We start from the raw sequence: 24,587 nt of genomic DNA, 5'->3' as shown, positions 1-24,587 counted from the left end.
CTTGCCCCACCACTCGGTGCCTCGCCTAGGCTCGGCATGCCCGCAGTCAGGCATTGCTCCGTGGGCCCGCCGCGATCGGCCATCCATGGCCGTGTCGCGGCTACCCCGGCATCCCTGCCGGGGTGCTCACTGCGCAATACCTGCCTGCGGCCAGCGTGGTTTAACGGGGCGCCTGAGATCAAGATCAAAAGCCAGATCAAAAACAGAGCCAGAGCTGCGAAGCTGCATTCCCCTGTGGGAGCTGGCTTGCCTGCGATAGAGATATCTCGGCCAATACATCTATCGACTGATAGACCGCCATCTCGGCGCCCCCCGAATCACTGCTGGATTGCAGGCACACCGAGACTGGGCGAGGTGCCCAGTGGTGGGTCCCCGGCCTCCGATACCAGGAGCCCCTTGGTTACTTTGGGGCTCTTTTTTTACGGACCGGGCACATGGTTGACGGGTGTGCGGGGACAGGGTGGACACTTTTGGCACGCCCGCTCGCCACAGGCGGTCGGGTCAGCGGAAATCCCGCTGCTCGCGAATGATCGTGTAGGCACTATGCAGCTCTCGGGTGCGCTCCGTGGCCTCGCGCACTTGAGCGGGGCTGGCGCCAGTGCCGGCAATCTTGTCCGGATGGTGCCGACTGAGCAGCCGTCGATAGGCACGTTTGATGACCGCAGGCTCTGTCGTGCCGGTCACCCCGAGAATCCGCAGGGCCTCTTGATAGGTACTACCGCGGGTGACCAGAGGCTTGCGTTCCGGCTCATAGTCATGGGCCAGTGCCTGGAGTTGTTGCGGCGTCCACCCCAGCCATTTGCCCCACAGCTCGATCAGCTCGCGCTCGGCGGGGCTGGCCTTGCCGTCGGCCCAGACCATGCGCCAGCAGGCGCGCAGCACGCCTTCCGCCGCATGGGGCTGCACCTTGAGCACGCGCAGGTAACTGCGCACGCGGTCGGTCCCCGACTTGCCTCGGTTGAACGCGGCAATCGCCCGGCGCTGGGCCGGCTCGCTCATGTCCAGCGAGCGCATCTCCACCCGCGCCTGCTGGATATGGCCGTCCACCACCCGCCCATTACTCTTGGCCAGGCGGCCCAGCAGGACAAACAGCAGCTCGTCATTGCGCAGCGCCGGACGGCCGCCCAGGCGTTCGCGCAGTTGGGCCCAACTGTGCAATTGCAGGCGCCGATCCAGCGCCTGCCCCAGCAGCCCACCCAACATGGCCCCCGGAATGCTGGCGATGGCAAAACCCGCCCCGGCGCCGATCAGAGTCCCAGGCCACAACATCTTACTGGCCCACGGTCAGCAGACTTTCAACCTGCGCCAGGCGCTCCAGCGTACCGACGTCAATCCAGCGTCCATCCATGTGTTCCCCCGAGACCAAGCCTTGAGCCATCGCCGTGCGCAGCAAGGGCGCCAGCTTGAAGGCACCGGCACTGCAACCCGCGAACAGCTTGGGGTGCAGCACCGAAATGCCACTGAAGGTCAGGTTATCGGCACCGGGCGCTGCATCATGAAGCAAACCATCCTTGATATAGAAATCGCCACCACTGGGGTGATGAGGCGGGTTATCGACCATGACCAAGTGCGCCAAGCCGCTCGAGGGCTGCTTGAGGCGGACAAAGTCGTAGTCGGTCCAGATATCGCCATTGACCACCAGGAACGGCTCCTCCCCCAGCAAGGGCAAGGCCTGGAAGATTCCGCCACCGGTTTCCAGGGGCTCGCCTTCTGGCGAATACTGGATGCGCACGCCGTACTGCGCGCCGTCTCCCAGGTAACTCTCGATTTGCTGGCCCAGCCAGGCATGGTTGATGACGATATCGGTGAATCCCGCTTTCGCCAACGCCTCCAGGTGGTACTCGATCAGGCGCTTGCCACCGGCCTGGACCAACGGTTTGGGGGTGTGCAGGGTGAGCGGACGCATCCGCTCACCTTTGCCGGCCGCCAGGATCATCGCCTTCATACATGGGCCTCGGCCGGTTGGCGCAGGCTGGCCAGCAACTCGCCCAGGTCGGCCAGCTCCGGCCGATCGGCCAGCACCGCGTCTATATAGGCAAAGAAGCGTGGCACGTCCGCCAGGTAGCGCGGTTTGCCATCACGGTGGCAGATACGCGCAAAGATACCGATGACCTTGAGGTGACGCTGCACCCCCATCAAGTCGCTGGCGCGCAGGAAATCTTCAAAGTCCGCCTGCACCGGGATGCCCAATTGGCCAGCACGTTCCCAATAACCACGCTGCCATTCGCGCACCCGCGCCTGGGGCCAACTGAGGAAAGCGTCCTTGAACAGGCAGGTGATGTCGTAGGTCACGGGGCCGTAGACCGCATCCTGGAAATCCAGCACGCCAGGGTTCGGCACGCTGATCATCAGGTTGCGCGGCATATAGTCGCGATGCACCAGGACCTTGGGCTGGGCCAGGGCGCTGTCGATCAGCAATTGGCTGACCCGCTGCCATTGAGCCAACTGCTGCTCGTCGAACTCAATGCCCAGATGCCGGCGCACGTACCATTCGGGGAACAGTTCCAGCTCACGGCGCAACAATGGCACGTCGTAGCTGGGCAACCCAGCGTCCATCGGCAATTGCTGGAAAACCAGCAGCGCGTCGATGGCTTCGGCAAACAATTGATCGGCATTTTCACCGTCAATCACATCCAGATAGGTGTTTTTGCCCAGGTCGTTGAGCAAAAGAAAGCCTTGGGAGAGATCTTCTGCATAAATTTGCGGAACATTTATTCCCGATTTCGCCAACATTCTCGCGATATCGACGAAAGGTTTGCAGTTTTCCTGGGGGGGTGGGGCATCCATCACGATCAATGTGCGACCTTCGCCCTGCCAACGGAAGTACCGTCTGAAACTCGCGTCGCTGCTGGCCGCAGTCAATGTAGCCGGGGGTACGCCCCCCCATCCCTGGGCATGGAAAAGCTCGGGTAACTGCTGATCGAGCCAGACTTTCAGGTGTTGCAAACGTAGATCTTGGTCGGGCATTACAAGGGTCTCCGACGGCGCTAGCCGTCAAGCGGGTCATGCTTTATTATCACGCATCTTTTTCAGACCATCGAGAGGCGTGCGGCCCACACCGCGGGCAGATGGCACGCAGGAAGCCCGGACTAATAAGATGGCATTGAAATCCCCCGCGTTTCGTAGAAAATTTCCGTTGCTGGTAACCGGCAGTCTGCTGGCCATGCAACCCTTCGCCACCTCATTCGTGGTCGCCGCGGAACAGTATGACTGCTCAGTCTCTGCTTCGGGTGCCTGGGATTGCGCGCCGAAAGCCAGCGCAGCCCCGTTACCACCGCGTCCGGTGCATGACGGCAGTGCCGTCAGCTCGGCCAACGGCACGCCGCAAGGCGAAGCTGCTGGTGCCGAAGCCGTACCGCAGACCAAGCTGGTCACCGAATCCAAGGGCCGTGGCCTGCGTTCGCGCAGTGCCGACTACAGCCACCTGGACTGGGTCCCTCGAGAAAACCTCACCGCAGCGCAACTGGCCGAAACCGGTCCTTATTGCGCCGGTGCGTACATCGAGCCGCCCCGTCCTGGCATGAACGACAAGACCGACAAGAGCGACGCACCGACCTTCATCGGTGCCAAGGCCTCTCGTTACGAGCAGGAAACCCAGGTCGCCACCCTGGCCGGTGACGTGGTCATGCGCCAAGGCAGCATGCAGGTCGAGGCCCAAGAGGCCAGCCTGTACCAGGCCGAGAACCGTGGCGAGCTGAACGGCAATGTGCGCATGCGCGACAATGGCGCGCTGATCGTCGGCGACCATGCCCAGGTCCAACTGGACACCGGCGCCGCGCAGATCGACAACGCCGAATACGTGATGCACAAATCGCGCATCCGTGGTAACGCGCTGTACGCCAAGCGTGCCGAAAACGCGATCATCCGCCTCAAGGACGGTACCTACACCACCTGCGAGCCAGACAGCAATGCCTGGCAGCTGCGCGGTAACAACATCACGTTGAACCCGGCCACCGGCTTCGGTACGGCGACCAACGCGACGTTGCGGGTCAAGAACATCCCGATCCTGTACACCCCGTACATCTACTTCCCGATTGACGATCGTCGTCAATCCGGCTTCCTGCCGCCGAGCTTCAGCTCGGGTGGGGAAAGTGGCTTCACGCTGGTGACACCGTACTACTTCAACCTGGCGCCGAATTACGATGCCACGTTGTACCCGCGCTACATGACCAAGCGTGGCTTGTTGATGGAAGGCGAATTCCGCTACCTCACCAAGTCCAGCGAAGGCCAGGTAGGCGGTGCTTACCTCAACGACGACAACGACGAGCGCAGCAAACAGACGGATTTCGAGAAAACCCGCTGGATGCTCAACTGGCAGCACAAGGGTGGCCTGGATTCGCGCGTTATGACTGAAGTCGACTACACCGACATCAGCGACCCGTACTACTTCCAGGACCTGCAGACTGACCAGATTGGTGTTGAACGGCGCGATGCGCTGAATCAGCAAGGCGCGGTCAGCTATCGTGGCGACAACTACAACGCCCGTCTGAACCTGCAAGCCTACAAGTTGGCGACGATCTCTCAGATCACGCCGTATAACCGCCTGCCGCAGATCACTTTCAACGGTTCGCTACCGTATCATCCTGGCGGTCTGAACTTTGCCTATGACGCTGAGGCGGTAAGGTTTGACCGGGATCTTGAGACTGGGGACTTTACCGACAAGGACGGTATACCTTCCCGGCGTCTTGACACCTACGTCACCGGCCTTACCCGGGCCAATGGTACTCGGTTGAATGTGGCGCCAAGCATGTCTCTGCCGATGACTTCGAGCTACGGTTTCATCACGCCGAAGCTCAAGTACGCGTACACCAAGTACGATCTCGACCTCGACAATACCGGCAAGTCCCAACTGCCAGCGGGCCAGAAGTTCAAGAGTTCTCAAGATCGCGCTATTCCAATCGCCAGTGTCGATAGCGGCCTGTACTTCGACCGCACCACCCAGTGGTTTGGCAAGAACTACAACCAGACTCTGGAGCCGCGCCTGTTCTATCTCTATGTTCCAGAGAAAGATCAGTCCGACATCCCAGTGTTTGACACCAGCGAAACCTCGTTCAGCTACGGCTCTCTGTTCCGCGACAACCGTTTTTCGGGCACCGACCGTATCGGCGACGAGAACAAACTGTCCCTGGGCGTGACCAGCCGCTGGATCGAAGAAAACGGCTTTGAGCGTCAGCGAGTTTCCGTCGGTCAGGCCCTGTACTTCAAGGACCGCGAAGTGCAACTGCCTGGCATCGTGGCCGCTGACCGCGAAGACGCACAGTCGGATGTCTCGCCAATCGCCCTCGACTACGAGTTCCGCTTCAACCGTGACTGGCGTGCCACTGCCGACTATAACTGGGACACTGAGAACCACAGCCCCCGCTCCGGCAGCGCGATGTTCCACTACCAGCCAGAAGACAACCCGAACAAGGTTATCAACGTTGGTTACCGCTATCGTAATGACCAGGTGGTCTACAACCAGCTGACCGGCAAATGGCAGTTTGGTGGCGACTACGGCACTGTAGGCCAAGAGAACTACGTGAAGGATTACTACAAAATCCAGCAACACGACTTCTCGATGATGTGGCCGATCATTCCACAGTGGAACCTGATCACCCGCTGGCAGTATGACTATGCACGCAACCGTACCCTGGAAGCCTTCGGTGGTTTCGAGTACGACAACTGCTGCTGGAAACTGCGTGTGATCAACCGTTATTGGGTTTCCAACGACGAATACACCCAGATCGCCCCGCTGAACGAAAAAGGCGACCACGGGCTCTTCCTCCAAATCGTCCTCAAAGGACTCGGCGGCCTGACTGGCGCCAAGGTAGAGAGCTTCCTCGACAAAGGCATCCAAGGTTATCGTGAACGTGAAGATCAAGCTTTCTGATTGTCTGCGCCCGCTGATGCTGGGCGCGCTGTTCCTGGGCACTGCAGCGGCACACGCTGCAGTGCAACCGCTGGACAAGGTGGTGGCCATCGTCGATAACGACGTGATCATGCAGAGCCAACTGGACCAACGGGTCAAGGAAGTTCAGCAAACCATCGCCAAGCGTGGTGGTGGCGTGCCGCCGACCAGCGTCCTGGACCAGCAGGTGCTGGAACGCCTGATCGTCGAAAACCTGCAATTGCAGATTGGCGACCGCTCCGGCATCCGCATCACCGACGAAGAACTGAACCAGGCCGTCGGCACCATCGCTCAACGCAACAACATGAGCATTGATCAGTTTCGTGCGGCCCTGGCCCGTGACGGTTTGTCCTATGAGGACGCCCGTGACCAGATCCGCCGCGAAATGATCATCAGCCGTGTGCGTCAGCGCCGTGTGGCCGAACGTGTGCAGGTATCGGAGCAGGAAGTGAAGAACTTCCTGGCCTCGGACCTGGGCAAGATGCAGCTCTCCGAAGAACTGCACCTGGCCAATATCCTGATCCCGACACCGGACAGCGCCAACGCCGAGCAACTCAATGCCGCAGCGGCCAAGACCCAGGCGATCTATGACCGTCTGAAGGCCGGTGCCGACTTTGCCCAGATGGCAATCGCCCAGTCCGGTAGCGACAACGCTCTCGAAGGCGGCGACATGGGCTGGCGTAAAGCTGCTCAATTGCCACCGCCGTTTGACCGTGAGCTGAGCGCCATGGAAGTAGGTGGCATCACCCAACCTGCGCGCACCCCTGGCGGCTTCATCATTCTGAAGTTGCTGGAACGCCGCGGCGGCGAGACTTCGTTGAAAGACGAAGTGCATGTTCGCCATATCCTGGTCAAGCCAAGCGAAATCCGCACCGAGGCTCAAACCAAGGAACTGGCGCAAAAGATCTATGAGCGCATCGAAGGCGGTGAAGACTTCGCCACCCTGGCCAAAAGCTTCTCGGAAGACCCGGGTTCTGCCCTCAACGGCGGCGACCTGAACTGGATCGACCCACGAGCCCTGGTGCCCGAGTTCCAGCAAGTCATGAACGATACGCCCCAAGGCGTGCTGTCCAAGCCGTTCAAGACCCAATACGGTTGGCATGTCCTGGAAGTCCTTGGCCGCCGCGCCACCGACAACACCAGCCAGGCCCGTGAGCAGCAAGCACTGACCGTATTGCGGAACCGCAAATACGACGAAGAGCTGCAAACCTGGCTGCGTCAGATCCGTGACGAAGCCTACGTGGAAAACAAGCTTCCTGGCGCCGACATAACAGGCACCGACCAGGCAGTCCAGTGAAACCCCAGCGTTTCGCATTGACACCCGGCGAGCCGGCCGGCATAGGTCCAGACCTGTGCCTGCTGCTCGCCGCGCAAGCCCAGCCTCACCCCCTGATTGCCATTACCAGCCGCGACCTGCTCCTTGAGCGGGCCGCGCAACTGGGCGTGGCTGTCGACTTGCTGCCCGTTTCGCCGGGCAACTGGCCCGACCAGCCGGCACCTGCCCACAGCCTGTACGTGTGGGACACCCCGCTGCAGGCCAAGGTAGTCGCCGGGCAACTGGACAAGGCCAACGCCGCCTTCGTCCTGGAGACTCTGACCCGGGCCGGACAAGGCTGCATCGACGGCGACTTCGCCGGGATGATCACTGCGCCCGTGCATAAAGGCGTGATCAACGAAGCCGGCATCGCCTTTTCCGGGCATACCGAGTTTCTCGCAGAACTGACCCACACCGAACAAGTGGTGATGATGCTGGCAACCCGCGGCCTGCGCGTGGCACTGGTGACCACTCACCTGCCCTTGCGCCAGATTGCCGATGCCATTACCCCCGAGCGCCTGGAGCGTGTAACGCGCATCCTGCACGCTGACCTGCAACAAAAATTCGGCATCGCCCAGCCGCGAATCCTGGTGTGTGGCCTCAACCCCCATGCGGGTGAAGGTGGCCACCTGGGCCATGAAGAAATCGACATTATCGAACCGACACTAGAGCGCCTGCGCCAAGACGGCATGGACCTGCGTGGCCCATTGCCTGCGGACACTCTGTTTACCCCCAAATATCTGGAGCACTGCGATGCAGTGCTGGCGATGTACCATGACCAGGGGCTGCCCGTGCTGAAATACAAAGGTTTCGGCGCCGCAGTCAACGTGACGCTGGGCCTGCCGATCATCCGCACCTCCGTCGACCATGGCACCGCCCTGGACCTGGCGGGCAGCGGCAAGATCGATACCGGCAGCCTGCACGTGGCCCTGGAAACCGCCTATCAGATGGCCGAGACCCGTATATGACCGAGCATTACCAACACCGGGCGCGCAAGCGCTTCGGGCAAAACTTCCTGCACGATGCCGGCGTTATCGACCGCATCCTGCGCTCCATCCATGCCAAGCCCGAAGACCGCCTGCTGGAAATCGGCCCGGGCCAGGGCGCACTGACCCAGGGCCTGCTCAATAGCGGCGGCCAACTGGATGTGGTTGAGCTGGACAAGGACCTGATCCCGATCCTCAACCAGCAATTCGCTGGCATGCCCAACTTCAACCTGCACCAGGGCGACGCGCTGAAGTTTGACTTCACCAGCCTCAATGCCGCCCCCAACAGCCTGCGGGTGGTCGGCAACTTGCCGTACAACATCTCCACGCCACTGATCTTTCACCTGCTGAACAACGCAGGGATCATCCGCGACATGCATTTCATGTTGCAGAAGGAAGTGGTCGAGCGCTTGGCCGCCGGCCCTGGCGGCGGTGATTGGGGTCGCCTGTCGATCATGGTCCAGTACCACTGCCGGGTCGAGCACCTGTTCAATGTCGGGCCGGGCGCGTTCAATCCACCACCGAAAGTCGATTCGGCGATTGTGCGTCTGGTGCCCCACGCGGTCCTTCCTCATCCGGCCAAGGATCATCGCCTGCTGGAGCGGGTAGTGCGTGAAGCGTTCAACCAGCGCCGCAAGACCCTGCGCAATACACTCAAGGCATTGCTGAGCAACGCCGAGATCGAAGCCGCCGGTGTCGACGGCAGCCTGCGCCCGGAGCAGTTGGACCTGGCCGCGTTTGTACGTCTGGCGGACCAGCTAGCTATCCAGCCAGCGCCGACGGCGGAATAAGCCGCAGAGGCTTGATGCAATGCGATCCACATGTGGGAGTAGGCTTGCCCGCTCCCACATTTGCGCCGCGCTACACTGGTAGCGCTTCGTCATCTGCCAGGACGCCATCGTTTACCAAGCCAGACACATGTCTGGCCTAGTGCCCTCCTCATGGCCTAGACTGATCCGCATCTGCTGTCCTCCGCTTTTGCTCTTAAGGCCTCTTGCATGTCCGATCCTCGCTATCAGATCGACGTCAGCGTCGTCACCCGCTTCCTGGCGGAACAATCGCAACCTGAACAGAACCGCTTTGCCTTTGCCTACACCGTCACGGTGAAGAACAACGGCCAGGTGGCCGCCAAGCTGCTGTCGCGCCATTGGGTCATCACCGACGGCGACGGCCATGTCGAGGAAGTGCGCGGTGCGGGTGTCATCGGCCAACAGCCACTGATCGACAGCGGCGCCAGCCACACCTACAGCAGCGGCACCGTGATGACCTCCAAGGTCGGCACGATGCAAGGCAGCTATCAGATGCTTGCCGAAGACGGCAAACACTTCGACGCCATCATCGCCCCCTTCCGCCTGGCGGTACCGGGAGCCCTGCACTGATGGCGACCTATGCTGTCGGCGACCTGCAAGGCTGCCTGGAGCCGCTCAAATGCCTGCTTGACCGTGTAGCCTTCGACCCAGCCCAAGATCGTCTGTGGCTGGTGGGCGATCTGGTCAACCGTGGCCCGCAATCCCTGGAAACCCTGCGCTTTCTTTATGGCATGCGCGACGCCCTGGTGTGCGTACTGGGCAACCATGACCTGCACCTGCTGGCGGTCGGCAATAACATCGAGCGCCTGAAAAAGGGCGATACCCTGCGCGAAATCCTCGAAGCTCCGGATCGCGCCGAGTTGCTGGACTGGCTGCGCCGGCAAAAGCTCGTGCACTACGACGAGGGCCGCAATACCGTCCTGGTGCATGCCGGCATACCACCGCAGTGGAGCCTGAAAAAAGCCCTTAAATGTGCTGCCGAGGTTGAAACCGCCCTGGCCGATGACACGCTGTTCGCCACCTACCTGGACGGCATGTACGGCAATGAGCCAGTGAAGTGGGATAACGATCTGACCGGCGTTGCCCGCCTACGGGTCATTACCAACTACTTCACGCGCATGCGCTTTTGCACCGCCGAAGGCAAACTCGACCTCAAGAGCAAGGAAGGCGCCGAAACCGCCCTGCCCGGCTACAAGCCCTGGTTTACCCACAAGGAGCGCAAGACCCGCGAAACGAAGATCATCTTCGGTCACTGGGCCGCCCTTGAAGGTCACTGCGACGAGCCCGGGGTATTTGCCCTCGACACCGGGTGTGTCTGGGGCGGAGCCATGACCCTGATGAACATCGACACCGGCGAGCGCCTGAGCTGCCAGTGTGAATCCCCCCTTCCCGTTACACTGCCGGCTGCCGCCAAGCGCTAAACGCCGCTTGCCGCCCGCCCAAGGAGCCCGCCATGAGCGAATTCAAACGTATCCCTCCCGAACAAGCCCAGGCCCTGCGTGAGCAAGGCGCCGTGGTGGTGGATATCCGTGATCCACAGACTTACGCCCTGAACCACATCAAGGGCGCACAGCACCTGGACAACCACAACATTGCCGATTTCATCCGCGCCGCCGACCTCGACGCGCCAGTGATCGTGGCCTGCTATCACGGCAATTCCAGCCAGAGCGCGGCGGCCTATCTGGTCAGCCAGGGGTTCTCCGATGTCTACAGCCTGGACGGCGGCTTTGAGCTGTGGCGTACGACGTATCCTGCGGAAACTGCCACAGGCAATTCGCAATAATTTTTTTCAAACCCCGCTACCCCGCGTGACGCTTGGGCTCGCGCCGTTTCTGAGAAACGGCGCACCCAAACTAATTAGGCATCTCGCCTTGACCTCCCGGATTCCCAACTATCATTAAGCGCAGGCCATCCAAAACAGGGGAGAGCCGGTACACCGGCGTGCGGGTCATCGGTAGCGTTTCAGGGTGTTCTGGGGGGAAATGGCCACGGCAAACGCCACTGGCTGCCAGCATCGACTGATTGATCCGGCGTCGGCTCCACGTATCGAGCGAGGTGACGACGTCATGAGTATTTTTAGCCACTTCCAACAACGCTTCGAGTCCACCCAGCAGGAAGAACTCACGCTGCAGGAGTATCTTGAGCTGTGCAAAAAGGACCGCAGCACCTATGCGTCTGCCGCCGAGCGCCTGCTACTGGCGATTGGCGAACCGGAGCTGGTAGACACCTCCAACAACTCGCGGCTGTCGCGAATATTCTCCAACAAGGTGATCCGCCGCTACCCGGCCTTTGAAGACTTCCATGGCATGGAAGAATGCATCGACCAGATCGTCTCCTACTTCCGCCATGCCGCCCAGGGCCTGGAAGAGAAGAAACAGATTCTCTACCTGCTCGGCCCCGTGGGCGGCGGTAAATCTTCCCTGGCCGAAAAACTCAAGCAACTGATCGAAAAGGTGCCCTTCTACGCGATCAAGGGCTCTCCGGTGTTCGAATCGCCCCTGGGCCTGTTCAACGCCACAGAAGATGGCGCGATTCTCGAAGAAGACTTCGGCATCCCACGGCGCTATCTCAACACCATCATGTCGCCCTGGGCCACCAAGCGCCTGGCCGAGTTCGGCGGCGATATCAGCCAGTTCCGGGTGGTGAAGCTCTATCCGTCGATTCTCAACCAGATCGGCGTCGCCAAGACCGAACCGGGGGATGAAAACAACCAGGATATTTCCGCGCTGGTGGGCAAGGTGGATATCCGCAAGCTGGAGGAATTCCCGCAGAACGACGCCGATGCCTACAGCTACTCGGGCGCACTGTGCCGGGCCAACCAGGGCCTGATGGAGTTCGTGGAGATGTTCAAGGCGCCGATCAAGGTGCTGCACCCACTGCTCACCGCCACCCAGGAAGGCAACTACAACAGTACCGAAGGCCTCGGGGCGATTCCGTTCACTGGCATCCTGCTGGCCCACTCCAACGAATCGGAGTGGCACACCTTCCGCAACAACAAGAACAACGAAGCCTTCATCGACCGGATCTATATCGTCAAGGTGCCGTACTGCCTGCGGGTCAGCGATGAAATCAAGATCTACGACAAATTGCTGTTCAACAGTTCCCTGGCCAAGGCCCATTGCGCGCCAGACACCCTGAAGATGCTCGCCCAGTTCACGGTGCTCTCGCGTCTCAAGGAGCCGGAAAACTCGAATATCTACTCGAAAATGCGCGTCTACGACGGGGAGAACCTCAAGGACACCGATCCCAAGGCCAAGTCGATCCAGGAATACCGCGACACGGCGGGCGTCGATGAGGGCATGAATGGCCTGTCGACCCGCTTCGCCTTCAAGATCCTGTCCAAGGTCTTCAACTTCGACCCCCATGAGATCGCCGCCAACCCGGTACACCTGCTCTATGTACTGGAGCAGCAGATCGAACAGGAGCAGTTCCAGGCTGAAACCCGCGAGCGTTACCTGCGCTTCCTCAAAGAGTACCTGGCGCCGCGCTATATCGAGTTCATCGGCAAGGAGATCCAGACCGCCTACCTGGAGTCCTACAGCGAATACGGCCAGAACATCTTCGACCGCTATGTGCTGTACGCCGACTTCTGGATCCAGGATCAGGAATACCGCGACCCCGAAACCGGCGAGATCCTCAACCGCGTAGCCCTCAACGAAGAGCTGGAGAAGATCGAAAAACCGGCCGGCATCAGCAATCCGAAGGATTTCCGCAACGAAATCGTCAACTTCGTACTGCGCGCCCGGGCCAACAACAACGGCAAGAACCCGACCTGGCTCAGCTACGAGAAGCTGCGGGTGGTCATCGAGAAGAAAATGTTCTCCAACACCGAGGATCTGCTGCCGGTCATCAGCTTCAACGCCAAGGCCAGCAAGGAGGACCAGCAAAAACACAACGACTTCGTTACACGAATGGTCGAGCGCGGCTACACCGACAAACAGGTACGGCTGCTCTCCGAGTGGTACCTGCGGGTGCGCAAATCGCAGTAAGGCAGCGACAGGCGTGCGCTGCCGGGCCCCTGGCCTGGCAGCTGACCGCTTGTCTCTAAGCTTCCAGCTCTCGGCTTGAAGCTTGTAACGTGAAGCTGCCCGGAGGGCTCCCTATGAGCTATGTGATCGACCGACGCCTCAATGGCAAGAACAAGAGCACGGTAAACCGCCAGCGGTTCCTGCGGCGTTACCGTGACCACATCAAAAAGGCCGTCGAAGAGGCGGTGAGTCGCCGCTCCATTACCGATATGGAGCACGGCGAGCAGATCAGCATTCCCGGCCGGGACATCGACGAACCGGTGCTGCATCACGGCCGCGGCGGCAAACAGACCGTGGTTCATCCGGGAAACAAGGAATTTACCACTGGCGAGCATATCCAGCGCCCTCAGGGCGGTGGCGGCGGCAAAGGCCCAGGCAAGGCCGGCAACTCCGGCGAAGGCATGGATGAGTTCGTGTTCCAGATTACCCAGGAGGAATTCCTCGAATTCATGTTCGAGGACCTGGAGCTGCCCAACCTGGTCAAGCGCAACCTGACCGGCACTGACACCTTCAAGACCGTGCGCGCCGGTATCAGCAACGAGGGCAACCCCTCGCGCATCAATATCATCCGCACCCTGCGTTCGGCCCACGCACGGCGTATCGCCCTGTCTGGCAGCAGCCGCGCCAAACTGAGGGAAGCCAAGGAAGAGTTGGCGCGCTTGAAGCGCGAAGAGCCGGACAACTTCGGCGATATCCAGGAAATCGAAGCAGAAATCGAGAAACTCAGCGCGCGCATCCACCGCGTGCCGTTCCTCGACACCTTCGACTTGAAATACAACCTGCTGGTCAAGCAACCCAACCCCAGCTCCAAGGCCGTGATGTTCTGCCTGATGGACGTTTCCGGCTCCATGACCCAGGCGACCAAGGACATCGCCAAGCGCTTCTTTATTCTGCTGTACCTGTTTCTCAAGCGTAACTACGACAAGATCGACGTGGTGTTTATCCGCCATCACACCAGCGCCCGCGAGGTCGACGAGGAAGAGTTTTTCTATTCGCGGGAGACCGGCGGCACCATCGTGTCCAGTGCGCTGAAACTGATGCAGGAAATCATGGCTGAGCGCTACCCAGCCAACGAATGGAACATCTACGCGGCCCAGGCTTCCGACGGCGACAACTGGAACGACGACTCGCCCATCTGCCGCGACATCCTGATCAACCAGATCATGCCGTTCGTGCAGTACTACACTTATGTGGAGATTACCCCCCGCGAGCACCAGGCCCTGTGGTTTGAATACGAGCGCATCGGTGAAGCCTTCGCCGATACCTTCGCCCAGCAACAACTGGTCTCGGCCGGCGATATCTATCCGGTCTTCCGTGAACTCTTCCAGCGCAGGTTAGTGACATGACCGCCAAAGAGCATAAGCGCCAACCCATTTCCACGGGGTCCGAATGGACCTTCGAACTGATCCAGGCCTATGACCGGGAAATCAGCCGCATTGCGGCCGGTTATGCCCTGGATACCTATCCCAACCAGATCGAAGTGATCACCGCCGAACAGATGATGGACGCGTATGCCTCGGTGGGCATGCCCCTGGGCTATCACCATTGGTCCTACGGCAAGCACTTCCTCAGCACCGAGAAGTCCTACAGCCGTGGCCAGATGGGCCTGGCCTACGAAATCGTGATCAACTCCGACCCGTGCATCGCCTACCTGATGGAAGAAAACACCATCTGCATGCAGGCACTGGTGGTGGCCCACGCGTGCTACGGCCACAACAGTTTCTTCAAGGGCAACTATCTGTTCCGCACCTGGACCGACGCCAGTTCGATCATTGATTACCTGGTGTTCGCCAAGCAGTACATCATGCAATGCGAGGAGCGCCACGGGATCGACGCCGTGGAAGACCTGCTCGACTCCTGCCATGCCTTGATGAACTACGGGGTAGACCGCTACAAACGCCCTTACCCCATTTCCGCCGAAGAGGAACGGCTGCGGCAGAAGGACCGTGAAGAGCATCTGCAAAAGCAGATCAACGACTTGTGGCGCACCATCCCCAAGCGCGCCGACAAGAACAGCGACAAAGACAATGCACGCTTCCCCAGCGAACCCCAGGAAAACATCCTGTACTTCCTGGAAAAGCACGCCCCGTTGCTGGAGCCGTGGCAACGGGAGATCGTGCGGATCGTGCGCAAGATCGCCCAGTATTTCTACCCCCAGCGCCAGACCCAGGTGATGAACGAAGGCTGGGCTACGTTCTGGCATTACACCCTGATAAACGACCTCTACGACGAAGGGCTGGTGACCGACGGTTTCATGATGGAGTTCCTCACCTCCCATACCAGCGTGGTCTTCCAGCCAGGCTTCGACAGCCCCTACTACAGCGGCATCAACCCTTATGCCCTGGGCTTTGCCATGTACCGGGATATCCGGCGCATGTGCGAACACCCGACCGAGGAAGATCGCCGCTGGTTCCCGGAGATCGCCGGCAGCGACTGGTTATCGACCCTTAAGTTCGCCATGAGCAGCTTCAAGGATGAGAGCTTTATCCTGCAGTACCTGTCGCCCCAGGTGATTCGTGATCTCAAGCTGTTCAGCATTATGGATGACGACCTCAAGGACGACCTGCTGGTACCTGCCATTCACGACGAAGCCGGTTACCGCACCATCCGCGAGACCCTGGCGGCCCAGTACAACCTGGGCAACCGCGAGCCCAACGTGCAGATCTACAGCATCGATATGCGCGGCGACCGCTCCCTGACCCTGCGCCACCAGCAGCACGACCGCAAACCCCTGGGCGAATCCACGGATGAAGTGCTCAAGCACCTGCACCGGCTATGGGGTTTTGATATCCATCTGGAGACGCTGCAAGGCGACCAGATCATGAAAACCCACCATGTTCCGCCGCGCAACGAACACAACGACAACGACTACGGCCGCCTGGACCTGGCCGTGGTTCACCTTTGACACAGCAATGCCTCCATTGGCCTGGCACAGGCGTTATCCTGTAGGGCTAATGGAGGCTTTTTCATGCAAATCTACAAAGTCGGCGGAGCGGTACGTGATCGCTTGCTGGGCATTCCCGTTACCGATGTCGATCGGGTCGTCGTAGGCGCCACCACCGAAGAAATGCTCGCCCTGGGCTATCGGCCTGTGGGCTCTGATTTTCCGGTGTTCCTGGACCCGAAAAACAACGAGGAGTACGCCCTCGCCCGTACCGAGCGCAAGAGCGGCCGGGGGTATGGCGGATTTGTGTTTCATGCCAGCCCTGAAGTCACCCTCGAACAAGACTTGATCCGTCGCGACCTGACCATCAACGCCATGGCTGAAGACGACGACGGCAACCTGACCGATCCCTATCATGGCCAACGCGATCTGCAAGCCCGAGTGCTGCGCCACGTTTCCCCGGCGTTCGCCGAAGATCCCTTACGTGTGTTGCGGGTGGCACGGTTTGCCGCACGTTATGCCAGCCTCGGTTTCACTGTCGCCCCCGAAACCCTGGAACTGATGCGCCAACTCAGTGACTCTGGCGAACTGGATGCGCTGACCCCGGAGCGCAGCTGGAAGGAAATTTCCCGGGCGCTGATGGAAGATCAACCCCAGGTGTTTATCCAGGTGCTGCGCGACTGCCACGCCCTGAAAACCTTGCTGCCGGAAGTGGACGCGCTGTTCGGTGTACCCCAACCCGAAGCCCACCATCCGGAAATTGATACCGGCATCCATACCCTGAGCGTGCTGGAACAGGCAGCCCTCCACGCCCACCCCTTGACTGTGCGCTGGGCTTGCCTGCTGCATGATCTGGGCAAGGGCCTGACGCCTGTGGATAAGTTGCCCCGGCATATTGCTCACGAGCAGCGGGGCCTGAAGCTGATCAGAGCGGTCAATGAACGCTTCAAAGTACCGAAGGATTGCCAGGAACTGGCACTTTTGGTTGGCGAGTATCACACCCACGGTCATCGCGCCCTGGAGCTGAAAGCCTCGACCCTGCTGGAGTTGCTGCAGAGTTTTGACGTATTCCGCCGACCACAGCGTTTTGAAGAGTTTGTTGTCGCCTGCGAAATGGACGCACGGGGCCGCAAGGGCCTTGAGCAGCGAAGTTATCCACAGGCGGATTATTTACGCGGTGCTGCGCGGGTAGCACGGGGGGTGGCGGTGGCGCCATTGCTGGAGAAAGGCTTCAAGGGCCCGGAACTGGGTGAGGCTCTCAAGCGTGAGCGGCTCAAAGCCCTGAAAGCCTACAAAGAACACCATTCACTGCAGGAGCGGGGGGACGCCTAGTGCTTGCCCGCGCCTACAGAAGAGCGTCCGGGGTCAGTTGCCGGTCGCGCCATTTGAAGGCAACCGGGGCCAGCACCTGCTCAATCTGTGCATCCCGCCACAGCACGGCAAATGTCTTGCCCACTTCAGGATGCACACGCTCCGGCGCCATCAACGACAGCGGCCACAGCACAAAGGCGTTCTTCAGGATCTCTGCGCGCGGCAACACCAGCCCGTCGAAATTTCCCGTCAGGTCGCCATACAGCAGCACATCAATATCCAGGGGCAAGCCCTTGCGATCCGGCGCGTAACGGCCATTGTCAGCCTCGATGACCTTCAACCGGCGGTCCAACTCCAGCAACGACAGATCGGTATACGCCGACACCACCAGGTTGAAAAACGGCCCACTCTTGATCCCCACCGGCTGGCTTTCGAACACGGCGGAACAACGCATATCGGTCAAAAAGCCATCTAACGCCTCAAGCCCCGCCTGCAAATGGGGCTCGCGCTCGATATTACTGCCAAGACCAAGGTAAACCTGAGTTAGCGACATCCGCGCTCGATCTCCACGCCCACGCCCTTGGCGGCCGGGACGGCACCGGGCTTGGTCAACTTGAGGTGCAGCCAGGGGATCTGGAACTCCTCCATCAAGACTTGCGCCAGGCGCTCGGCGAACGTTTCCACCAGTTGGAACTGCGCCTGCTCGGCAAACGCCTGGATGCGTGTGCAAACACTGGCGTAATCGAGGGCCAGGGTCAGGTCATCACCGGCTGCGGCGGGGCGATTGTCCCAGGCGAAACTCAGGTCCAGGCGCAGGCACTGACGGATACCGCGCTCCCAGTCGTAGGCCCCGATTACGGTGTCAACTTCCAGGCCTTCGATAAACACTCTGTCCAAGCACTCTTCTCCACAGCACGACAAGGGCGCAATGCCCCGTTAGAATCAAGGCGTCCTCGCCCGGAATAGTTAGCATGTCTTGGTTACTGGCGACCCTCGCCTACCTGCTCGGCTCGCTGTCCTTTGCCATCTTGCTCAGCCGCCTGACGGGAAATCCCGACCCGCGAATGAGTGGCTCAGGCAATGCCGGCGCCACCAATATGTTGCGCCTGGCCGGCAAGAAGCTCGCCGTACTCACGCTGCTTGGCGACGTGTGCAAAGGCCTTTTGCCCGTACTGATCGCCGATCTCGCCGGCCTCTCCCTGCAACAACAAGCCTGGATCGGTGTATGCGCCGTTCTCGGCCATCTGTTCCCGCTGTACTTTCGCTTTCGCGGTGGCAAGGGCGTCGCGACGGCGGCCGGCATGCTGCTGGGGATCTACCCACCGGCAGCCCTGCTAGCGGTGGCCGCCTGGCTGCTGACGTTCTACCTGACCCGCACCAGCTCCCTTGCCGCATTGATCGCCACGCCCCTGACCCTGCCATTGCTGGCCTGGCAGGAGCCGGTGGCCCTGCTGCCGATGAGCGTACTCACCCTGCTGATTGTATGGCGCCATCGCGGCAATTTACGCGACCTGTTTGCCGGGCGCGAACGGCATTTTTAAATACGCCGGCTGAACCCGCCTCATGTTCGTCGATCACAACGGCGGCAATTGCTCCATCGGCCAACGCGCCTGCACGCTGATGGCCAGGCTTTCATGCTGGCCAGCCTGCAATCGCTGGCAACCGGCGAAGGCGATCATCGCGCCGTTGTCGGTGCAGAACTCGGGGCGAGCGTAAAACACCTCGCCCTTGAGGTCGCCGAGCATTTTTTCCAATGACAGACGCAAGGCCTTGTTGGCGCTGACGCCGCCTGCAATGACCAGGCGCTTCATGCCGGCCTGTTTCAAGGCACGCTTGCACTTGATGGTCAAAGTCTCCACCACCGCCTGCTGGAACGCCAGAGAGATGTCGCAACGGGCTTGCTCGCTGTCGTCCCCGGCGCTGACGCTTTGCTGCCAGGTGTTCAAGGCAAAGGTTTTCAAGCCACTGAAGCTGAACATCAGGCCAGGGCGATCACACATCGGGCGCGGGAAGGTATAGCGCCCGGCCACGCCTTTTTCCGCCAGACGCGCGATTTCCGGACCACCGGGATAATTGAGGTTCATCATCTTGGCGGTCTTGTCGAAAGCCTCGCCGGCAGCATCGTCCAGGGTCTCCCCCAGCAGCGTGTACTGGCCGATTGCATCGACCTGAACCAGCTGCGTATGGCCACCGGAAACCAACAAAGCGACGAACGGGAACCCAGGCGGGTTTTCTTCCAGCATCGGCGCCAGTAAATGGCCTTCCATATGGTGCACGCCGAGGGCTGGAATACCCCAGGCAAACGCCAGCGCCTGGGCGCAGGAGGCCCCAACCAGCAGGGCCCCGACCAATCCCGGGCCGGCGGTATAGGCGATGGCATCAATCTCGGTGGCGACGCAACCGGCCTCGTCCAACACCTGACGAATCAGTGGCAGCATGCGTTTGACGTGATCCCGGCTGGCAAGCTCGGGCACCACGCCGCCGTAAGCCCGGTGCAGGTCGATCTGACTGAACAGCGCATCGGCCAAAAGCCCGCGTTCACTGTCGTAAAGCGCGACGCCGGTCTCGTCGCAGGAGGTTTCTAAGCCCAGTACTAACATGGGTTTGCGCCTTGTAGAGGCTGAATTCGAAGGCGCGCATAATAGTCGCCACTTCCCCTCCCGACTAGCGGTTTTCGATCAGAGGCTTTGCATTCCGGGCAATGAGGGGTTAACATCCGCAACCCTTAAAAACCGACGACCTCAGCCGCGAATTTTTTGCGACGAGAACGTTGATTCCCGGTAATGAAAGAAGGTAGCTCTGGATGCCAGCCGTCAAAGTAAAAGAGAACGAACCCTTCGACGTAGCTCTGCGTCGTTTCAAGCGCTCCTGCGAAAAAGCCGGTGTTCTGGCTGAAGTTCGTAGCCGCGAATTTTATGAGAAGCCAACTTCTGAGCGTAAGCGCAAAGCAGCAGCCGCTGTTAAGCGTCACGCCAAGAAAGTTCAGCGCGAGCAGCGCCGCGCCGTTCGTCTGTACTAATACACAGACGTTCGTAGCAAGCTTCTGCCAAGCCCGGCCCTCAGCCGGGCTGTTGGCATTTGCGGATATCGCTTGATGCTTCACCGTCGACGCCGCACATGCGACCGAGACAAAGCTTCACACGTCAGGACTGGCTCTTTTGCCAGCGGTGCGCGTCTCTTCTGACGAGCCTATCAAGGCTACTGACGAGCACACTTATTTTCCAAGCAGGCGATCAATAGGTCGACTGTGCCCCATGATGAGCTCCCGAGGCCGCACTGGCCGCGACCGGACTCCAGGGCAACACTTTCAAACACGTCGAAGACTGATTGGAACTACCGTCAGTGAACACTCGACAGATACACTTCCTGACAGCCCAAACAGACATTTGATGATCAAGCCGCCAACATGCGCGCCTTGAGTGCGTCACGGGCTCTCATTTACACGCAGTGATGACGAGAACGCCATGGCCGGGCTAATTCCCCAGAGCTTTATTGACGACCTTCTGAACCGCACCGACATCGTCGATGTTGTCAGCTCACGCGTGCAAATGAAAAAGGCCGGCAAGAACTACACGGCCTGCTGCCCATTCCACAAAGAAAAGACCCCATCGTTCAGCGTCAGCCCCGACAAGCAGTTCTACTACTGCTTCGGCTGCGGCGCGGGCGGCAACGCCCTCGGCTTTATCATGGACCACGACAACCTGGATTTCCCCCAGGCCGTCGAGGAACTGGCCAAAGCCGCCGGCATGGAAATCCCCCGCGAAGAAAGTGGCCGGCCGCACAAACCACGCCAGCCCACCGACTCGCCGTTGTACCCGTTGCTCACCGCCGCCGCCGAGTTCTACCGCCAGGCCCTGAAAAGCCATCCGCAGCGCAAGGCCGCCGTGGACTACCTCAAGGGCCGCGGCCTGACCGGGGAAATTGCCCGCGACTTCGGCCTGGGCTTCGCCCCGCCGGGCTGGGACAACCTGTACAAGCACCTGAGCAGCGACACCCTGCAGCAAAAAGCCATGATCGACGCCGGCCTCCTGGTGGAAAACGCCGAGACCGGCAAGCGCTATGACCGTTTCCGCGACCGGGTGATGTTCCCGATCCGCGACAGCCGTGGCCGCATCATCGCCTTCGGCGGCCGAGTACTGGGTGACGACAAGCCCAAATACCTGAACTCCCCGGAAACCCCGGTATTTCACAAGGGCCAGGAACTCTACGGCCTGTTTGAAGCGCGCAAGAACAACCGCAACCTCGATGAAATCATCGTGGTTGAAGGTTATATGGACGTGATCGCCCTGGCCCAGCAAGGCCTGCGCAATGCCGTCGCGACTCTCGGCACCGCCACCAGCGAAGAGCACATGAAGCGCCTGTTTCGTGTGGTGCCCAGCGTATTGTTCTGTTTCGACGGCGACCAGGCCGGGCGCAATGCGGCATGGCGTGCCCTCGAGGCCACCCTGCCGAGCCTGCAGGATGGCCGCCGCGCACGCTTCCTGTTCCTGCCCGAAGGCGAAGACCCGGACACCCTGGTGCGCTCCGAAGGCACCGACGCGTTTCGCGCGCGCATCCACCAGCACGCACAGCCGCTGGCCGATTATTTTTTCCAGCAATTGACCGAAGAAGCCGATCCGCGCTCCCTCGAAGGCAAGGCCCACATGGCCACCCTCGCAGCACCGCTGATCGACAAGGTGCCCGGCGCCAACCTCAAGGCCCTGATGCGCCAGCGCCTGCTGGAAATCACCGGCCTGAGCGGCGAAGCTGTCAGCCAGCTGGTGCACAGCGCGCCCCAGGATACGCCACCGGCCTATGACCCGGGCTTCGACTACGATGCCATGCCGGACTACGCTGACTTCCACCAGCCCCAAGAAGCCTTTGTGCCTCAACAGGACTGGACGCCGAAGAAACCCGGCGCCGGCGGCAAGAAATGGGACAAGAAGCCCTGGAGTAAAAACGGCAAGCGCGGCGATCGCGACGAGGCCTACGCCCCGCGCACGCCGGTGGCCGTGGAGGCGCCGACACTGATTGCCCTGCGCACCCTGATCCACCACCCGCAACTGGCGGGAAAAGTGGAAAGCGCCGAACATTTTGCCAACGAAAGCAACACCTATGCCCAGGTGCTAATTGCCCTGATCGAGGCCGTACAGAAAAATCCTAAGCTAAACTCTATTCAGCTTATGGCTCGCTGGCACGGCACGGAACAAGGCCGCTTGTTGAAGGCTCTCGCGGAAAAGGAGTGGCTAATTGACGGCGATAACCTTGAACAACAGTTTTTAGACACCATTACTAGGTTATCCGCGGGCCAGCACACGCAGACCCTCGATGAACTCATCAAGAGAGCAAGGCAGCCGGGATTGTCGGCTGAAGAGCAAATTCAGATAGCAAAACAGATGCGCGACCTCTTAAAACAGAATGTTTCCGCATCAAACCCGACCTCAGCTGGCGTGTGAGGTCATAGCTCGGGTATAATCCTCGGCTTGTTTTTTGCCCGCCAAGACCTTCAGTGGATAGGGTGTTATGTCCGGAAAAGCGCAACAGCAGTCTCGTATCAAAGATTTGATCCTCCTGGGTCGTGAGCAGAAGTATCTGACTTACGCAGAGGTCAATGACCACCTGCCTGAGGATATTTCAGATCCTGAGCAGGTGGAAGACATCATCCGCATGATTAACGACATGGGGATCCCCGTACACGAGAGTGCTCCGGATGCGGACGCCCTTATGTTGGCCGACTCTGATACCGACGAAGCAGCCGCTGAAGAAGCAGCCGCCGCGTTGGCAGCAGTGGAGACCGACATCGGTCGCACGACTGACCCTGTGCGCATGTATATGCGCGAAATGGGTACGGTAGAGCTCCTGACACGGGAAGGCGAAATCGAAATCGCCAAACGTATCGAGGAAGGCATCCGTGAAGTGATGGGCGCAATTGCGCACTTCCCAGGCACAGTTGACCATATTCTGTCCGAGTACACTCGTGTGACCACCGAGGGTGGCCGCCTGTCCGACGTCCTGAGCGGTTATATCGACCCGGACGACGGCATTACTCCGCCGGCTGCCGAAATACCGCCGCCTGTCGACCCGAAAGCCGTGAAAGCGGACGACGAAACCGACGACGACGAAGCTGAAGCCAGCACCGACGACGACGAAGAAGTCGAAAGCGGTCCGGATCCCATCATCGCAGCCCAGCGCTTTGGCGCGGTCTCCGATCAGATGGAACTGGCGCGCAAGGCCCTGAAGAAGCATGGTCGTGGCAGCAAGCAGGCAACCGCCGAACTGCTGGCCCTGGCTGAGCTGTTCATGCCGATCAAACTGGTACCGAAGCAATTCGAAGGCCTGGTTGAGCGGGTTCGTAGCGCCCTTGAGCGTCTGCGTGCACAAGAGCGTGCGATCATGCAGCTCTGTGTCCGTGATGCGCGTATGCCGCGTGCCGACTTCCTGCGCCAGTTCCCGGGCAATGAAGTTGACGAAAGCTGGACCGACGCCCTGGCCAAGGGCAAAAGCAAATACGCTGAAGCCATTGGTCGCTTCCAGGCCGACATCGTTCGTTGCCAGCAGAAGCTGACTGCACTGCAGACCGAAACCGGTCTGACGATTGCCGAGATCAAGGACATCAACCGTCGCATGTCGATCGGCGAGGCCAAGGCCCGCCGCGCGAAGAAAGAGATGGTTGAAGCGAACTTGCGTCTGGTGATCTCCATCGCCAAGAAGTACACCAACCGTGGCCTGCAATTCCTCGACCTGATCCAGGAAGGCAACATCGGCTTGATGAAGGCTGTGGACAAGTTCGAATACCGTCGCGGCTACAAGTTCTCGACTTATGCCACCTGGTGGATCCGTCAGGCGATCACTCGCTCGATCGCCGACCAGGCCCGCACCATCCGTATTCCGGTGCACATGATCGAGACCATCAACAAGCTCAACCGTATTTCCCGGCAGATGTTGCAGGAAATGGGTCGTGAACCGACCCCGGAAGAGCTGGGCGAACGCATGGAAATGCCTGAGGATAAAATCCGCAAGGTATTGAAGATCGCTAAAGAGCCGATCTCCATGGAAACCCCGATCGGTGATGACGAAGACTCCCATCTGGGTGACTTCATCGAAGACTCGACCATGCAGTCGCCAATCGATGTCGCCACCGTTGAGAGCCTTAAAGAAGCGACGCGCGACGTACTGTCCGGCCTCACTGCCCGTGAAGCCAAGGTACTGCGCATGCGTTTCGGCATCGACATGAATACCGACCACACCCTTGAGGAAGTCGGTAAGCAGTTTGACGTGACCCGCGAGCGGATCCGTCAGATCGAAGCCAAGGCGCTGCGCAAGTTGCGCCACCCGACGAGAAGCGAGCATTTGCGCTCCTTCCTCGACGAGTGATCACAAAACCCCCA

21 protein-coding genes are annotated in these 24,587 nt (G+C 60.1%); 15 read left to right on the top strand and 6 right to left on the bottom strand.

The genetic code is table 11. The annotated features are described in order from the left end of the window. Positions 1–501 precede the first annotated feature (501 nt). The 3 genes from JFT44_RS20920 to JFT44_RS20910 are packed head-to-tail and all read right to left on the bottom strand — an operon-like array spanning position 502 to position 2,967. On the bottom strand, positions 502–1,269 hold the full coding sequence (locus JFT44_RS20920; protein WP_057960783.1) for a TerB family tellurite resistance protein: 768 nt from the start codon (positions 1,267–1,269) through the stop codon (positions 502–504). Between the two features lies 1 nt (position 1,270). Continuing rightward, positions 1,271–1,945, bottom strand: a complete 675-nt coding sequence (murU, locus tag JFT44_RS20915; RefSeq protein ID WP_057960784.1) for an N-acetylmuramate alpha-1-phosphate uridylyltransferase MurU — start codon at positions 1,943–1,945, stop codon at positions 1,271–1,273. Continuing rightward, positions 1,942–2,967 carry an aminoglycoside phosphotransferase family protein gene (locus tag JFT44_RS20910; RefSeq protein ID WP_198831104.1) on the bottom strand — a complete coding sequence of 342 codons (1,026 nt, stop codon included), beginning with the start codon at positions 2,965–2,967 and terminating at the stop codon, positions 1,942–1,944. Before JFT44_RS20910 ends, murU begins: the two co-directional genes overlap by 4 nt. A gap of 130 nt (positions 2,968–3,097) precedes the next feature. Here JFT44_RS20910 and JFT44_RS20905 point away from each other — a divergent pair, with 130 nt between their 5' ends. From JFT44_RS20905 to JFT44_RS20855, 11 genes are all read left to right on the top strand, one after another. Further along, positions 3,098–5,869 carry an LPS-assembly protein LptD gene (locus JFT44_RS20905; protein ID WP_198831103.1) on the top strand — a complete coding sequence of 924 codons (2,772 nt, stop codon included), beginning with the start codon at positions 3,098–3,100 and terminating at the stop codon, positions 5,867–5,869. Next, a complete protein-coding gene (locus JFT44_RS20900; protein WP_181818279.1) occupies positions 5,850–7,184 on the top strand; it encodes a peptidylprolyl isomerase in 1,335 nt (444 codons plus the stop codon). Before JFT44_RS20905 ends, JFT44_RS20900 begins: the two co-directional genes overlap by 20 nt. Further along, positions 7,181–8,170 carry a 4-hydroxythreonine-4-phosphate dehydrogenase PdxA gene (gene pdxA / locus JFT44_RS20895; protein ID WP_057960788.1) on the top strand — a complete coding sequence of 330 codons (990 nt, stop codon included), beginning with the start codon at positions 7,181–7,183 and terminating at the stop codon, positions 8,168–8,170. Before JFT44_RS20900 ends, pdxA begins: the two co-directional genes overlap by 4 nt. Next, complete coding sequence (gene rsmA, locus JFT44_RS20890; protein WP_057440316.1) at positions 8,167–8,979, top strand: 16S rRNA (adenine(1518)-N(6)/adenine(1519)-N(6))-dimethyltransferase RsmA; 813 nt, start codon at positions 8,167–8,169, stop codon at positions 8,977–8,979. Before pdxA ends, rsmA begins: the two co-directional genes overlap by 4 nt. A gap of 207 nt (positions 8,980–9,186) precedes the next feature. Beyond that, positions 9,187–9,567, top strand: coding sequence for a Co2+/Mg2+ efflux protein ApaG (apaG, locus tag JFT44_RS20885; protein WP_057960789.1), 381 nt, complete (start codon positions 9,187–9,189; stop codon positions 9,565–9,567). After that, positions 9,567–10,418, top strand: coding sequence for a symmetrical bis(5'-nucleosyl)-tetraphosphatase (locus JFT44_RS20880; RefSeq protein WP_057960790.1), 852 nt, complete (start codon positions 9,567–9,569; stop codon positions 10,416–10,418). Before apaG ends, JFT44_RS20880 begins: the two co-directional genes overlap by 1 nt. Before the next feature lie 32 nt (positions 10,419–10,450). Beyond that, positions 10,451–10,780 carry a thiosulfate sulfurtransferase GlpE gene (gene glpE / locus JFT44_RS20875; RefSeq protein ID WP_057440313.1) on the top strand — a complete coding sequence of 110 codons (330 nt, stop codon included), beginning with the start codon at positions 10,451–10,453 and terminating at the stop codon, positions 10,778–10,780. A gap of 283 nt (positions 10,781–11,063) precedes the next feature. Next, positions 11,064–12,986, top strand: coding sequence for a PrkA family serine protein kinase (locus tag JFT44_RS20870; protein ID WP_017739508.1), 1,923 nt, complete (start codon positions 11,064–11,066; stop codon positions 12,984–12,986). A 113-nt stretch (positions 12,987–13,099) separates the two neighbouring features. Beyond that, entirely contained in the window at positions 13,100–14,371 is a 1,272-nt protein-coding gene (locus JFT44_RS20865) for a YeaH/YhbH family protein (RefSeq protein ID WP_057444302.1), read from the top strand. Next, complete coding sequence (locus JFT44_RS20860; protein WP_057960791.1) at positions 14,368–15,930, top strand: SpoVR family protein; 1,563 nt, start codon at positions 14,368–14,370, stop codon at positions 15,928–15,930. The genes JFT44_RS20865 and JFT44_RS20860 overlap by 4 nt, the downstream gene beginning before the upstream one ends. Positions 15,931–15,993: 63 nt before the next feature. Next, positions 15,994–17,241, top strand: coding sequence for a multifunctional CCA addition/repair protein (locus JFT44_RS20855; RefSeq protein WP_120734239.1), 1,248 nt, complete (start codon positions 15,994–15,996; stop codon positions 17,239–17,241). Positions 17,242–17,254: 13 nt separating this feature from the next. Here the strand turns inward: JFT44_RS20855 and folK are convergent, their stop codons facing one another. Together folK and folB are read right to left on the bottom strand one after the other, a co-directional pair. Continuing rightward, on the bottom strand, positions 17,255–17,773 hold the full coding sequence (gene folK, locus JFT44_RS20850; protein WP_170045209.1) for a 2-amino-4-hydroxy-6-hydroxymethyldihydropteridine diphosphokinase: 519 nt from the start codon (positions 17,771–17,773) through the stop codon (positions 17,255–17,257). Beyond that, positions 17,764–18,117, bottom strand: a complete 354-nt coding sequence (folB, locus tag JFT44_RS20845; RefSeq protein WP_057440310.1) for a dihydroneopterin aldolase — start codon at positions 18,115–18,117, stop codon at positions 17,764–17,766. The genes folK and folB overlap by 10 nt, the downstream gene beginning before the upstream one ends. A gap of 74 nt (positions 18,118–18,191) precedes the next feature. On the opposite strand from folB, the gene plsY reads away from it, so the two are divergent. Beyond that, positions 18,192–18,761 (top strand): glycerol-3-phosphate 1-O-acyltransferase PlsY, encoded by a 570-nt coding sequence (gene plsY, locus JFT44_RS20840; protein ID WP_057960794.1) that lies wholly within the window; start codon positions 18,192–18,194, stop codon positions 18,759–18,761. Positions 18,762–18,794: 33 nt separating this feature from the next. On the opposite strand, the gene tsaD is transcribed toward plsY, so the two are convergent. Then, positions 18,795–19,820 (bottom strand): tRNA (adenosine(37)-N6)-threonylcarbamoyltransferase complex transferase subunit TsaD, encoded by a 1,026-nt coding sequence (tsaD, locus tag JFT44_RS20835; RefSeq protein WP_057960795.1) that lies wholly within the window; start codon positions 19,818–19,820, stop codon positions 18,795–18,797. Between the two features lie 203 nt (positions 19,821–20,023). Between tsaD and rpsU the strand changes: the two genes are divergently transcribed. From rpsU to rpoD, 3 genes are all read left to right on the top strand, one after another. Next, a complete protein-coding gene (rpsU, locus tag JFT44_RS20830; RefSeq protein ID WP_002551877.1) occupies positions 20,024–20,239 on the top strand; it encodes a 30S ribosomal protein S21 in 216 nt (71 codons plus the stop codon). Between the two features lie 445 nt (positions 20,240–20,684). Further along, positions 20,685–22,655 (top strand): DNA primase, encoded by a 1,971-nt coding sequence (dnaG, locus tag JFT44_RS20825; RefSeq protein ID WP_120734240.1) that lies wholly within the window; start codon positions 20,685–20,687, stop codon positions 22,653–22,655. A gap of 67 nt (positions 22,656–22,722) precedes the next feature. After that, the gene (gene rpoD / locus JFT44_RS20820) at positions 22,723–24,573 is read left to right on the top strand and encodes an RNA polymerase sigma factor RpoD (RefSeq protein WP_057444304.1); all 1,851 of its coding nucleotides are present in this window, start codon (positions 22,723–22,725) and stop codon (positions 24,571–24,573) included. The last annotated feature ends 14 nt before the right edge of the window (positions 24,574–24,587 follow it).

This window comes from Pseudomonas sp. MF5691, from assembly GCF_016405645.1.
Lineage (GTDB): Bacteria > Pseudomonadota > Gammaproteobacteria > Pseudomonadales > Pseudomonadaceae > Aquipseudomonas > Aquipseudomonas shahriarae.
The sequence above is the reverse complement of the archived record's forward strand: the minus strand, read 5'-3'. Positions and strand labels throughout refer to the sequence as shown.

Excerpts from the sequence above, each read along its gene's own strand:
- rpoD (WP_057444304.1), top strand. The coding sequence starts at position 22,723 with ATGTCCGGAAAAGCGCAACAGCAGTCTCGTATCAAAGATTTGATCCTC.
- JFT44_RS20865 (WP_057444302.1), top strand. The coding sequence starts at position 13,100 with ATGAGCTATGTGATCGACCGACGCCTCAATGGCAAGAACAAGAGCACG.
- rpsU (WP_002551877.1), top strand. The coding sequence starts at position 20,024 with ATGCCAGCCGTCAAAGTAAAAGAGAACGAACCCTTCGACGTAGCTCTG.
- JFT44_RS20880 (WP_057960790.1), top strand. The coding sequence starts at position 9,567 with ATGGCGACCTATGCTGTCGGCGACCTGCAAGGCTGCCTGGAGCCGCTC.
- rsmA (WP_057440316.1), top strand. The coding sequence starts at position 8,167 with ATGACCGAGCATTACCAACACCGGGCGCGCAAGCGCTTCGGGCAAAAC.
- murU (WP_057960784.1), bottom strand. The coding sequence starts at position 1,945 with ATGAAGGCGATGATCCTGGCGGCCGGCAAAGGTGAGCGGATGCGTCCG.
- JFT44_RS20910 (WP_198831104.1), bottom strand. The coding sequence starts at position 2,967 with ATGCCCGACCAAGATCTACGTTTGCAACACCTGAAAGTCTGGCTCGAT.
- glpE (WP_057440313.1), top strand. The coding sequence starts at position 10,451 with ATGAGCGAATTCAAACGTATCCCTCCCGAACAAGCCCAGGCCCTGCGT.
- JFT44_RS20855 (WP_120734239.1), top strand. The coding sequence starts at position 15,994 with ATGCAAATCTACAAAGTCGGCGGAGCGGTACGTGATCGCTTGCTGGGC.
- JFT44_RS20905 (WP_198831103.1), top strand. The coding sequence starts at position 3,098 with ATGGCATTGAAATCCCCCGCGTTTCGTAGAAAATTTCCGTTGCTGGTA.
- JFT44_RS20870 (WP_017739508.1), top strand. The coding sequence starts at position 11,064 with ATGAGTATTTTTAGCCACTTCCAACAACGCTTCGAGTCCACCCAGCAG.
- apaG (WP_057960789.1), top strand. The coding sequence starts at position 9,187 with ATGTCCGATCCTCGCTATCAGATCGACGTCAGCGTCGTCACCCGCTTC.
- dnaG (WP_120734240.1), top strand. The coding sequence starts at position 20,685 with ATGGCCGGGCTAATTCCCCAGAGCTTTATTGACGACCTTCTGAACCGC.
- JFT44_RS20860 (WP_057960791.1), top strand. The coding sequence starts at position 14,368 with ATGACCGCCAAAGAGCATAAGCGCCAACCCATTTCCACGGGGTCCGAA.
- plsY (WP_057960794.1), top strand. The coding sequence starts at position 18,192 with ATGTCTTGGTTACTGGCGACCCTCGCCTACCTGCTCGGCTCGCTGTCC.
- JFT44_RS20920 (WP_057960783.1), bottom strand. The coding sequence starts at position 1,269 with ATGTTGTGGCCTGGGACTCTGATCGGCGCCGGGGCGGGTTTTGCCATC.
- tsaD (WP_057960795.1), bottom strand. The coding sequence starts at position 19,820 with ATGTTAGTACTGGGCTTAGAAACCTCCTGCGACGAGACCGGCGTCGCG.
- folK (WP_170045209.1), bottom strand. The coding sequence starts at position 17,773 with ATGTCGCTAACTCAGGTTTACCTTGGTCTTGGCAGTAATATCGAGCGC.